General features: G+C 58.7%; 12 protein-coding genes. 10 read left to right on the plus strand and 2 right to left on the minus strand.

Annotated elements, in window-relative coordinates; translation table 11 throughout:
- The first annotated feature begins 118 nt into the window (after positions 1-118).
- The 5 genes from JK208_RS03330 to JK208_RS03350 are packed head-to-tail and all read left to right on the plus strand — an operon-like array spanning position 119 to position 6,974.
- On the plus strand, positions 119-640 hold the full coding sequence (locus tag JK208_RS03330; RefSeq protein WP_211574361.1) for a protein-export chaperone SecB: 522 nt from the start codon (positions 119-121) through the stop codon (positions 638-640).
- A gap of 54 nt (positions 641-694) precedes the next feature.
- A complete protein-coding gene (locus JK208_RS03335; protein WP_211574362.1) occupies positions 695-3,787 on the plus strand; it encodes a glycosyltransferase in 3,093 nt (1,030 codons plus the stop codon).
- 60 nt (positions 3,788-3,847) lie between these two features.
- A complete protein-coding gene (locus JK208_RS03340) occupies positions 3,848-5,272 on the plus strand; it encodes a M20/M25/M40 family metallo-hydrolase (protein WP_249201921.1) in 1,425 nt (474 codons plus the stop codon).
- A complete protein-coding gene (gene pdxA, locus JK208_RS03345) occupies positions 5,272-6,279 on the plus strand; it encodes a 4-hydroxythreonine-4-phosphate dehydrogenase PdxA (protein ID WP_211574364.1) in 1,008 nt (335 codons plus the stop codon). The genes JK208_RS03340 and pdxA overlap by 1 nt, the downstream gene beginning before the upstream one ends.
- The gene (locus JK208_RS03350; protein WP_211574365.1) at positions 6,276-6,974 is read left to right on the plus strand and encodes a pyridoxine 5'-phosphate synthase; all 699 of its coding nucleotides are present in this window, start codon (positions 6,276-6,278) and stop codon (positions 6,972-6,974) included. Before pdxA ends, JK208_RS03350 begins: the two co-directional genes overlap by 4 nt.
- Positions 6,975-7,020: 46 nt before the next feature.
- Here JK208_RS03350 and JK208_RS03355 read toward each other — a convergent pair whose 3' ends face one another.
- A complete protein-coding gene (locus JK208_RS03355) occupies positions 7,021-7,620 on the minus strand; it encodes a hypothetical protein (protein WP_211562951.1) in 600 nt (199 codons plus the stop codon).
- A gap of 188 nt (positions 7,621-7,808) precedes the next feature.
- Between JK208_RS03355 and JK208_RS03360 the strand changes: the two genes are divergently transcribed.
- On the plus strand, positions 7,809-8,033 hold the full coding sequence (locus tag JK208_RS03360; RefSeq protein ID WP_062107861.1) for a DUF3126 family protein: 225 nt from the start codon (positions 7,809-7,811) through the stop codon (positions 8,031-8,033).
- 4 nt (positions 8,034-8,037) lie between these two features.
- Here the strand turns inward: JK208_RS03360 and JK208_RS03365 are convergent, their stop codons facing one another.
- Positions 8,038-8,535, minus strand: coding sequence for a DUF2939 domain-containing protein (locus JK208_RS03365; RefSeq protein WP_249201922.1), 498 nt, complete (start codon positions 8,533-8,535; stop codon positions 8,038-8,040).
- Between the two features lie 126 nt (positions 8,536-8,661).
- Between JK208_RS03365 and JK208_RS03370 the strand changes: the two genes are divergently transcribed.
- The 4 genes from JK208_RS03370 to pyk all read left to right on the plus strand — a co-directional run bounded on the left by JK208_RS03370 (position 8,662) and on the right by pyk (position 12,274).
- Entirely contained in the window at positions 8,662-9,432 is a 771-nt protein-coding gene (locus JK208_RS03370; protein WP_211574367.1) for a HesA/MoeB/ThiF family protein, read from the plus strand.
- Positions 9,429-9,806, plus strand: a complete 378-nt coding sequence (locus tag JK208_RS03375; RefSeq protein WP_211574368.1) for a DsrE family protein — start codon at positions 9,429-9,431, stop codon at positions 9,804-9,806. The genes JK208_RS03370 and JK208_RS03375 overlap by 4 nt, the downstream gene beginning before the upstream one ends.
- Before the next feature lie 85 nt (positions 9,807-9,891).
- On the plus strand, positions 9,892-10,818 hold the full coding sequence (locus JK208_RS03380) for an SH3 domain-containing protein (RefSeq protein WP_211574369.1): 927 nt from the start codon (positions 9,892-9,894) through the stop codon (positions 10,816-10,818).
- 25 nt (positions 10,819-10,843) lie between these two features.
- Positions 10,844-12,274 (plus strand): pyruvate kinase, encoded by a 1,431-nt coding sequence (pyk, locus tag JK208_RS03385; protein WP_211574370.1) that lies wholly within the window; start codon positions 10,844-10,846, stop codon positions 12,272-12,274.
- The last annotated feature ends 17 nt before the right edge of the window (positions 12,275-12,291 follow it).

Below are 12,291 nucleotides of genomic sequence, written 5' to 3' on the forward strand. Positions count from 1 at the left end.
GAAATCGCCCCGCTGGTCAAAACTGCGACATCGTGACAGAGTGCATGGCACCACATTTCATTGCATTTCAGTGCAATACGGAATGAAAAAGGTCATGACCGCATGAGGATGCTAGCCAATGGATCAGACATACACCGATACCGTGACAGGCAGTTCGGCCAGCCTTGATGTATCGGATTCCCTGCCTTCCTCCTCATCCCTGATTGTAGGGTCGCAGTATCTCCGTGCCTTGAACATTGACGTCCAGAATACTCCGGATGTCTATCGCGACCTTCCCTCGCAGCCTCATATTGGCATGACGGTGGATGTCACAGGGCGTCAGCTTGGAGATCAGCCGACATTCGAAGTCAATCTGGTCATCCGGGCACAGGGCTTCGAGAGCGCACCGGCACAGGATGCGTCCACACCCCGGGTGCTATACGAAATCAGTCTCGCTTATGCGGGTCTATTCGGCCTGACGGGACGCATTCCGCAGGAGGCAGTAGAGCCTCTGCTTCTGGTCGAAGCACCGCGTTTTCTGTTCCCACCCGCACGAAGTGCTTTGCTGAATACAATCCGCGAGGCTGGATTTCCGTCCCCAAACATCCAGCCCATCGATTTTCATGCGCTCTGGCAGAGCCGACGCGCTCAGCAGCGGTAAAGACGGAATAACGGCTCGGCCGTTCAGCAAAAGGCTCCAGAGGGTTCAGCGTCAATGAAAGATCATATCCTTGAATCCCCGGCTTTTGCTGGAGACCGACCGCCTCTCTGGGCGGCATTCGACGCTGAGTGGTATCGGACGCGTTACGGGCAGCGGCTGCGGCAGGACGCCAAAGACGGAGCCGAGGCTTCCGAACTTGATCTGAGCGACGACGGGCTGGAGCGTCACTGGAAACAGCATGGCGCCAGAGCCGGATTTTCTCCCAATCGCTTCTTCGATGAAGAATGGTATCTCCGTCAGAATCCTGACGTCAGGGAAGGGATCCGGCTTGGAATTTTTGACAGTGGCTTTCTGCATTATTGCGAAAGTGGCTTTCGGAGCCGCTCTCCGCACTGGCTGTTTTCCGAAGAGAACTATTTCAGCTGCAATCCCGACCTGAGCCCACACGTTCTCAAGTCCCAGGGTTTCTGTAATGGTTACGATCATTATCTTGCGATAGGCGATCAGGAACACCGCAAATCCCACGCGTTTTTTGATCCCGAGGTTTTCCGTGCTGCCAGCATGACCGAACGGCAGCATTATGATTTCGGCATGGGAGACTTCTTCCAGTTCATCAGATTTTCATCTGCCGGACGTCGACGCAGTTCGTGGTATTTCGATCCGCAATGGTATCTGGACCGTTATCCTGACGTCATCGAAGATCTGAAGAACAACCGTTACCAGAGCCCGCTCCATCATTATCTGACCAATGGAAACCCGACAGCCTACGACCCCAATCCATGGTTCAGTGAAGCTTTTTATGCCGAGCAGTATCCTGATGTCCGCGAAGTCGTGGCTCAGGGGAGCTTCCGCAATGGTTATGAACACTTTATCCGGTTTGGGATTTCAGAAAAACGTCAGCCTCAGGCGGATGTCGATCTCGCAGGCTTTCTGAGACAGAGCGGAATACAGCGCCTGCTGCGGCAGCCTCATATCCCCGACGTTTTTGCTCTGTGGGTTCAGTCTCAGGGCAGCCCTACGCAGGACGAAGCTCTGGAGGCCTCGGAAGAGCAGTACCAGTTGCTTGATCTTCAGCGAGCGCAGACTCTCATTCCTTCTCTGGTTCGTGCACCGCTGGATTTTCAACCGCTCACAGCGCCGGACATGACGGTTATCCTGCCTGTTTCAAACCAGTTTCAGGAAACGCTCTCCACCCTTGCGGCACTCCACGCAAATAATGATCGCAACCTTCAGGTTATTCTGGTCGATGCGGGCTCCACCGATGAGACTGCCCAGATCGAAAGGTTCGTTCGCGGTGTACAGATCGTCCGTCCTCCTTATCGCACGACTCATGCCGAACAGATGGGGCTCGGACTTGAGCTTGCACGGGGGGAGATCATCCTGCTGCTTTCCGCCGGTGTCCAACCGTTCCCTGGTGCTCTGAAGATCGGGCTTGAAGCCTTCGCAGATCCACAGGTCTGGGCCGTAGGCGGCCAGTCTCTGGGGCTGGACAGTAAAGTTCGGGAAGCCGGTAGCGTCGTCTGGAGAAATGCGAGTTTTACGCCTTTCGGGTTCGGAATGCGGGCCAACGAACCCGAAATTGCTTTCCGACGTTGGGTGGACGCTTTTACCGGGGGGCTTCTGTTCTGTCGCCGCTCCCCGCTGCGGGAGCATAATCGCCTCACTCTGGGGTGCATTGGCCTCGAAGCTGAGTTGCTGGCGATCTGCCTCTCCCTGCGTCAGGCGGGCGGGAAAATCCTTTACGATCCGGATGTGATCGACAGATCACCCTCCGAACCTGCAATCGCGGCGGATCTGCGAGCGCGCAATGAATCCTGGCTGAAACGCCGTTTTGCAGGGCTGCTCTCCAGACAGCCATTGCCCGGAACCAGCCTCATGCGTGCACGCGCCACGTTTGGGACGTCAGCGATATTGTTCCTGTGCCAGCGATTGCCTCATCCTGTGCTGGGAACGACCTGTCTGCGTCATCGGGACATGATTGTCGGACTGAGCCAGCTTGGATATCGGGTCACGGTCTTTCCGCTGGAGGGCACGCTGCACGATTGCGTGGCAACAGCTCTGGATTTCCCGCCTGACATTGAACTGATGGATGATTGTGATCTGTCCGAGCTTCCGGGCTTTCTGCGGGACCGCGCGGACTGTTTCGATGGCGTCTGGATTGGCGGATTACAGACACTCCAGCAGGCCGGCCCGATCCTGCAACAGCATTCCGGCTTTTTGCCCAAGCTTGGAATAGTCGCGGATATTCATGCAAGCCCGGCCAGAGAAACCCATCTGCGCAGGCGTGTCGGTGCTGTTAATGACCGGGAGCTGTTTCTGGACGATCTGGAACTTGATACCGATCAGGTCTGGCTCGCCCAGGCTATCGCTGTCGGAAACGAGGACGAAAAAGCAGATCTGGAAGCGCTCGGCCTGACCAATGTGCGCGTCATTGGGCATCCTCCAATTCCGTCAACGCCTTCTCGATCCTTTGAAAAACGTTCAGGCATCCTTCTGGCTCTTCCGGTCCATACCAGCGGCGATGCCATACATGATGGTTTGCATTTCTTCATTCATGATGTCCTTTCAAAACTGGACCGTGACCTTCCACCTGATGCAACCGTTCTTCTGGCAGGCTACCGCTCGGAGCAGATCGACCTTTCAGCCTTCACAAGATACCGCCGACTGGAAGCCTTTCCGGAAGACGTCGATCTGGATACGCTCTACAGATCCCGGCGTATTCTTGTAGAACCTGCGCGTGTCCTCGCTGCCGCTCCACGCGAAGTTCTGGATGCCGCAGCAGCCGGATTGCCCGCAGTGCTCTCGGAGACCGTCTGTCACACATTAGGCTGGGAGGATGGCCAAAACTGTCTGTCGGGCGGCTTCTGTGACCCGGAGAGGTTCGCCAAAGCTGTCATACGCCTGTATACCGACGTCGATCTGTGGAACGCGATAAGCCGACAGGCGCAGGCCAGAATGGACGAAGACGCCACCCATTCGAGTTTTTACAAAGACCTGAAGGACGTTCTTTCCGTCGCGGCGGGTATTACTCCCCTCACACCGTCGACGGTGACCTTGCGCCCACAGAAAAATCACGAAACCCAGATCGCTTTTGCTCCGGCTCCGATCCGGCTGCAACCGCGTCGACTGACGACGGATGACGCCTAAACGAACGACGCTCCCGCCTGACTTTGTGTATCTTAACCAGCCTGAATTATGGACAATACAATGACTGCCTATTCCGAGAAACTTGATGCCGTTCTCCAGACTGTCGACACCCAACTGGAGGCGTCGGTATCACGTCTTTTCGAGATCCTGCGTATTCCGAGTATTTCAACCCAGCCCACACATGCCGCCGATTGCCGCAAAGCTGCCAACTGGATGCAGCGCGAACTCGAAAATCTGGGCATGACGGCGGATGTTCGCGACGTTCATTGGGCAGCCCCCGGTCATCCGATGGTTGTCGGGCATGATCAGGGCTCAGCCGAGGACGACAATCGCCCGCATGTTCTGTTCTATGGACACTATGATGTTCAGCCGACAGATCCGGAATCGCTCTGGACGGCACCTCCCTTTGAGCCTCGCCTGATCGAAGAACCGTCAGGCCGCAAGGTGATCGTTGCCCGTGGCGCTAGCGACGACAAGGGACAGGTCATGACCTTCCTTGAAGCGTGCCGGGCATGGAAGCAGGTTACAGGATCACTGCCAGTCCGGGTCAGCGTTCTGCTGGAAGGCGAGGAGGAGTGTGGTGGCGCCAACCTGTTCCCCTTCCTCAAGGAAAACGCTGCAGAACTGAAAGCCGATGTTGCGCTCGTCTGTGATACGTCCATGGCCGACCGCACGACACCGGGCATCACGACATCCCTACGCGGCATGATGGCTGATGAAGTGGTCATCCAGTGCGCCAGCCATGACCTTCATTCCGGGCTGTACGGCAATGCAGCGGCCAACCCGATTGCCGTTCTGTGTCAGGCTCTGGCCACATTACGGAACGCGGATGGCAGCGTGACGCTTGCAGGGTTCTATGACGGCATCCAGGATCCGGCGCCCGCAACCCGCGCGCAGTGGAGCAAGCTCTTTCCAGACGACAGTTCTCTGCTTGATGAAGCAGGTCTGTCGGTTGCGGCTGGCGAAAAGAATTACAGTGCGATCGAGCAGACGTGGTGCCGTCCGAGCTGTGAAATCAACGGGATTTCGGGTGGCTATGAAGGCGAGGGCTTCAAAACCGTCCTGCCCGCCAAAGCCATGGCAAAAGTCTCGTTCCGCCTGGTTCCGGGACAGAACCCGGCCCGCATCCGCGAGGCTTTTCGTGCGCATATCCGTGCGGCCCTGCCAGCAGACGCCCATGTGACCTTTACGGCGCATGGTGGCTCTCCGGGCTTCGAGGTTTCCCGTGACAGCCGCTTCCTGACGCCGGCGCTTCAGGCCCTGACGGATGAGTGGGGCGTTCCGGCTGCCATGGTCGGATCAGGAGGCTCCATCCCCGTGGCCGGAGAAGTCCGGGATGCCTTGGGGCTGGATGCGCTCATGATCGGCTTTGCCCAGAACGACGACCGGATCCATTCTCCGAACGAACAATACGGGCTGGACTCCTTCCACAAAGGGATCCGTTCCTGGGTTCGGGTGCTCGCCGCTCTCGCTGAAGCAGGCTGATGATGCCCCCCTCCAGACCACTTGCGCTGACGCTGGGAGACCCGGCGGGCATCGGCCCGCAGCTTGCGGCGGAAGCGTGGCGCAGGCTGCGGCATTTGGAGGAGAGCGTGTTCTTCTGGCTGGGCGATCCGCAGCTGGTCGAGGCCGCAGTACCCGTCACTCTGATCGAGACACCGGAAGAAGCAGGCGCGGTTTTCGCCGACAGCCTGCCCATCCTGCCAGTTCTCTGTGAAGCCGACGTGATTCCGGGACAGCCCGATCCGCGTAATGCCGCAGCCACGATCACCAGCATCCGTCTGGCCGTTGAATACGCACTTGCAGACCGGGCTGGCGGCGTCGTGACCAACCCGATCGCCAAACATGTTCTGGCGGCGGCAGGCTTTCCGTATCCGGGGCATACGGAGTTTCTGGCAGCACTCTGTGGAATGGCAGGAGAGGAGATCATGATGCTCGTCTCACCCCAACTCAGGGTCGTGCCGGTAACGGTGCATGTTTCGTTGCGAAAGGTTCTGGAAACGCTGACGACCGATCGCATCGTGAGCGTGGCGGAAACGGCAAATGCGGCTCTGAAACGCGACTTCGGGATTGCAGCTCCGCGTCTTGCGATTGCGGGGCTCAACCCTCATGCCGGTGAACAAGGATTGATGGGCGAAGAGGAAATCACGATCATCCGCCCTGCAATCGAGCGCCTGCACTCAAAGGGGATTGACTGTCAGGGGCCATTCCCTCCGGATACGATGTTCAGCGCCACGGCCCGACCAAATTATGATGTCGCCATCTGTATGTACCACGATCAGGCGCTTATCCCGCTCAAGACGCTCGATATGGCCGAGGGCGTGAATGTGACGCTGGGGCTGCCCATTATCCGCACATCGCCCGATCACGGCACAGCGTTCGATATTGCAGGCCCTGTGACGGAGACATGCCGCGCCGACGTCTCAAGTCTTCTGGCTGCCATCCGTCTGGCAGACGGGATGAGCGCTTATCGGGAAGGAAAAAGATCATGATCCGCCTTGGTGTAAACATCGATCACGTCGCCACGTTGCGGAATGCCAGAGGCGGCACGTTTCCCGATCCGGTCGCCGCAGCGGAACTGGCGATTGTCTCAGGAGCGGACGGAATAACGGCGCATCTGCGGGAAGACCGTCGCCATATCCGCGACGCTGACATGCCGCGTCTGAAAGCGCTGTCCGCGCCGCTGAACTTCGAGATGGCCGCAACGGACGAAATGGTCCGGCTCGCCTGTGAGCTTCGTCCGCATGCCTGCTGTCTGGTTCCGGAAAAACGGCAGGAAGTCACAACCGAGGGCGGGCTTGATGTGGTCGGGCAGCGTGAAGCCCTGAGTTCCAAAATCGACCGCCTGAGAGACGCGGGAATACGGGTCTCCCTGTTCATCGATCCCGATACGCGACAGATCGAGACGGCAGCAGCTTTGGGAGCGCCCGTCGTGGAGCTTCATACGGGCGCTTATGCTTTGGGAGGCACTCGTGAACTGGAGCGCCTGCAAAAGGCCGCACACACGGCTTTAGCCTGTGGGTTGGAACTCCATGCCGGGCACGGGCTGACCTACGGCAACGTCGAAGCCATTGCCGCCCTGAAAGGTCTTGCCGAACTCAATATCGGCCATTTCCTGATCGGACAGGCCATTTTCGACGGTCTGGGATCAACGGTTCAGAAAATGAAGCGTCTCATAAACTCCTGAACAAAAAAAGGGCCGGGACAGAGTTGTCCCGGCCCTTTTTTCAAACTCACTTGACCGGCTGGATAACCGGCTGGGTGTCGTCCTTGCTGAACTTGGGAACATATTTTCCGGACTGATCGGAATAGGTGGCCGTAGCGCTCTGGGGCGGTGTGCGCGGCGGATGGAAAGCCGACACAGGACCGAACGGGCCCGCATTTACGCGGCGCATCGTCGATTCACGCTGCCGGGCACAACCCCGTGTAATGATGGAACAGATGCCGTCCGTACCGATATATTCATCATCATTGCCGGTATAATGGACTTCCGAAACCCGGTCATGATCTACCCGCACCAGCATCCGGCAGGTCGTCCCACCGCCACCCAGAGCGGACTGGTAAATGCTGATTGCAGACTGGACGGGAATGAAGCCGGAATCAGCCGGCATGGTCGGCAGAGCCATGGTTCCGTCATACTGCCAGAGCTCGGTCGTATCGTTCAGTTTCTTCGTGCTGGCCGGAATACCCGCGCAGGACTGAAGATCGTAGCTGGTCATCCCGATCATTTCGTACTGCGCCTTATGCGCATTCCGGGAATCAAAATATCCACATCCCGAGAGGGCGGCGGTGGAGGTCAGGGCAACGATCATTCGAAGGAAAACCGGGCGCATCATGTCTCCTTTGCGCGGAAGGGGAAGCAGACTGCGGACCCTGAACGATTCATGGCGAACAGGACACAATCACATGTGAAGTGCCCGGTTTCTACAACAGCATCCCTGACGGGGATAGAGGAGGCGGGTTCCTTTGTACGTGTCGATGGGTTACAGGGCAGTTCCCTTGCAGCACAGGAATGCCACCAATGGCCGATATGACCCTATCCGAGGTGACACGCCTCCAGACCACGCTCCAGCGCCTGCTGGGCTCTCCGAAACTGACCGTCAACAAGCCCAGCCGCAAGGGCATGAGCGTTGAACTGGCCGTGTCGGGAGAAGTGATCGGAACGGTTCACCGTGACGAAGACGAAGGTGAAGTTTCCTACGCCATTCACATCACCGTTCTGGAAGAAGACCTTCCCGCAGCCTGAGTTTTCAGGCTGCGGACGCCGGAGCAGGCATCTCGAATCGTGTGATCTTCCAGCCCCAGTGCTCGAATTTCATATGCAGGACGAACGGTGTCTGTCCCGGCTGATCCAGACTGGCCTCGAACTTTCCCGCGCTTACGAAATGGGCATGCACGCCATGCCAAACCCCGAGCCAGCCGGAAGTTGATACATCATGCGGCATGACCTGGTGGGCTGTGGTCATCAGTGTCGCAGGCGTCAGATGGGTGTCGATTGCGTTGGACACGACCTGTCCGGCAAAGGAACTCCCAAAACCAGGCAGGTCATCATCGGCCGGAACGGCAGGCGTGAACTGTTCCTTCAGGCAATGGCTCAGCGACGACCAGTCCACATGCGGCGCTAGACGCGACGCATTATTGCCGTGCAGTGCCCGGTCGATATCCCACAGGGCAAGATAAGGGGAGACGGCATAGGCCGCCAGAACGGCACCAGCCGTAACGCCCAGACCCTGCCATGCACGAGGCATGGCTCTGCGAAATCCTTTTCTCATGACATTTCCCTGCCTCGGGTCCCGCTAATGCAACCCCACGGTGACGGACAATTATCACGCTAACGTCTTTCAAGAGCGAAAGTCAGCAATTATCATCGTTCCATGGACATGAATTTTTCCGACCAGGAACTGGAACGGTATTCCCGCCACATCCTGCTGCCACAGGTGGGCGCGACCGGACAGGCGCGGCTTCGACAGGCTTCGGTGCTCGTCGTCGGCGCAGGCGGTCTCGGAGCGCCTCTGCTCCAGCAGCTTGCGGCTTCGGGCATTGGACATATCGGGATTATGGATCATGACCATCTGGAACTCAGCAACCTTCAGCGGCAGGTTCTTTATGGGACAGACGATCTTGGACTGCTCAAGGTCGAAGCCGCAGCCCGACGCCTGAAAGCGCTTAACCCACTGGTCAAAATCAGTCCCTACGCGGTTCGCGCAACGGAGACGACGCTGGACGCTCTTGTACCGCAATACGATCTCGTCTGTGACGGCACCGATAATTTTCCAACCCGGCTTGCAGTTTCCGATGCCTGCGTCCGGCACGGACGCTCTCTGGTTTCTGGCGCTGTACAAGGATTTTCGGGGCAACTCGCCGTCTTTCGGTCTCAGAAGGGCGGTCCCTGTTATCGCTGTCTGTTCCCCGAAGCCGAACAGACAGCGGCACCGGACTGCGGAATGTCGGGTGTGCTGGGCGCCGCCACAGGCGTTATGGGAAGTCTGATGGCCGTCGAAGTCATGCGTGAAATCATCGGCCTCGAAGGGCGTGACGAAACGCGGGTGAGTATGTGGGACGCGCTGTCGGGAACGATGACCGGTTTTACGCTCAGACGCGATCCCCGCTGTCCGGCACATCATGAGGACACCGTCAAACCATGAGCCGTCCCCTGTTTCTGACGCTGGCAGATGATTCGTGGCAACGCGCCCATTATGCGATGGTGGTGGCGGCAGGGGCGCTCTCGCTCGGGCGTGACGTCACAATTTTCGCAGGCGGACGCAGTGTTCTTGCCCTGACGCCGGATTGGTCAGGACTTCAAGACATCCTTGCCGATAGCCTGCTTGAGGCCCGGGGAATTGCAGGGTTCGGCGAATTGCGAGCGGCGGTGCTCGATTTTGGCGCTACTGTCATGGCCTGCGAAACCGGTCTGACGATGGCAGGGCTGGTTCCGGAAGACCTTTTGGAAGGCGTGATGGTGAAAGGAATTGTCAGCTTTCTCGAACTGGCGGGAGACAATCCGCTCCTTGCGCTGTAAGTTTTCCTTAAAGATTACGGGTTCAGGATGTCTTTCCCGTTTTGATGACTTGCCCAAACCGTCGGCCCTTGGCAGGGATGCGCTCATGAGAATGTCAGTCTTCCTTCCGCGTTCCGCCACAGGCCCATCCGCTTTTCTGCGTGCGCTTCTGGCAGGCACGATCCTGCTTGCCGCTCACGGCGCGCAGGCGGCCCACCATCACAAGAAGCATACAGAAAGCGCCGCAAAACCCGCGGACAAACACGTTTCTGCGAAAAAACACCACAAGGCCGACACGGCAAAGCCGACATCTCCGGCGCCGCACCACAAGGCGGCCCATCATGTCGCCATGAAACATGCGGCTCCCGTCGTCGCCGGGGCGGCTGTAGCAGGAGCCGCGGCTTCAACGGCAGCCGCTGCGGATCAGGCGGCCACCCCCGCGGTTCCTCCCGCGCCGGAAAATGCGGACAAGGGCAGCAATACCGGTCTTCCCCTGCCGCGTTACGCCGCGCTCCGCGCTGACAAAGTCTATATGCGTCGCGGACCCGGAGACCGTTATCCGATCGACTGGGTCTATCATCGTCGCGGACTTCCGGTGCAGATCGAACGTGAGTTCGATGTCTGGCGTCTTGTGGAGGACTCCGATGGCCAGAAAGGCTGGGTCCATCAGGCAACGCTGTATGGAAGCCGCACATTCGTAATTCCGGGCCTTCCTCCCGAAGGTGTGAAAGCCCAGACGGGCGAGGCGAGCGCGCAGGAAGGCGACCATATTGGCAAGGCCGACGCCCGCATCCTTGCCCGCGTCGCAACGCAGGATGAGGCGAGGGCACATAAAAATGATGTGCTTCTCATGAGCCATCCGGAAGAAGATAGCACCGTGGTTGCGGTTCTGGAGCAGGGAACGGTGGGCAACATCAAGCTGTGCCCGCAGAACTCCCAATGGTGCCATGTTAGCGTGAAGGGCTACGACGGCTGGCTGCCACGCCGTCTTTTCTGGGGCCTGCTCCCGGGCGAGACGATTCAACCAAACTGATTTTTTCCGATCGAGGACGCCGTATATGACATCGAGTTCCCATCACCGCCGCACGCGGATCGTCGCCACACTGGGGCCGGCTTCATCGTCCCCCGAGATGATCCTTTCTCTGGCGCAGGCCGGTGTGAATGTCTTCCGGCTCAATTTCTCCCATGGCGCGCATGCAGATCATGGCGAGCGTCATGCCGCCATCCGTGCCGCCGAAGAGAAGGTCGGCCATCCGCTGGCGATTCTTGCAGATCTTCAGGGCCCTAAACTGCGCGTTGGCGTGTTTGAAAACGGCCCCGTGATTCTGGAGGAAGGCAAACCGTTCCGTCTGGATCTGGACCGTACGCCGGGCACAATTTCGCGGGTCTGTCTGCCGCATCCGGAAATTATTTCCGCTGCGAAGCCGGGAAGCCACCTTCTGCTGGATGACGGCAAGCTCAAGCTGCGTGTGGTGACAGTCGGGGAAGGCTTTCTAGAAACGGTCGTGGTGGTCGGCGGCAAGCTGTCCGAGCGCAAGGGCGTCAACGTTCCCGACGTGACACTTCCCATTCCAGCACTGACCGAAAAAGACCGCCGCGACTTCGACTTCGCCCTGTCTCTTGGTGTCGATTTCGTGGCTCTGTCCTTTGTGCAGCGCCCGGAAGACGTTCAGGAAGCGCGCGATATTGCGAACGGCCGCGCAGCGATCGTGACCAAGCTCGAAAAGCCTCAGGCGATGGATAACCTTGAAGCCATCGTACATCTTTCGGATGCGCTCATGGTGGCGCGCGGTGATCTCGGCGTTGAACTTCCGCCCGAGGAAGTTCCGGTTGCCCAGAAGCGCGCAATTGCCGAAGCCCGCAGACAGTGCCGTCCGGTGATTGTGGCGACGCAGATGCTCGAGAGCATGATTGAAAGCCCGACCCCGACACGCGCCGAAGTCTCTGACGTCTCCAATGCCGTTTATGACGGTGCGGATGCAGTCATGCTGTCTGCGGAAAGTGCTGCCGGCAAATATCCGCTCGAGGCCGTATCAATGATGGTACGGATCGCCGAGCGGGTCGAGCAGGACCATGAATGGCGGGTCCGCATGGACCGTCTGCGCCCGACGCCGGACGAGAGCGTTCAGTGTGCGATTGTTCAGGCAGCTTGGCAGGTCAGCCGTACGCTGCATGCCGGTGTGATTGCGTCCCATACCCGTGGCGGCGGCGGCGCAATGCGCATGGCGCGTGAGCGGCCGCATTGCCCAATCATTGCCCTGACGCCAGAACTGGATGTTGCACGACGCCTCTGCATCGTGTGGGGGACATTCCCGCATGTCGTGGACCGCGAACAAACCGCTCACGGCATTGAGGATCTCGCTGGCCCTGCCGCAGAACTCGCCCGCAGCATGAACTTCTGCAAGGCCGGAGACCGGGTTCTGGTTCTGGCTGGACTGCCTTACGGCCATTCCGGCAGCACGAATACCCTGCGTGTTGTCACTGCCTGACGAAACGACCTGCTGCC

It is taken from the genome of Gluconobacter sp. Dm-74 (genome assembly GCF_018256135.1).
GTDB lineage: Bacteria > Pseudomonadota > Alphaproteobacteria > Acetobacterales > Acetobacteraceae > Gluconobacter > Gluconobacter cadivus.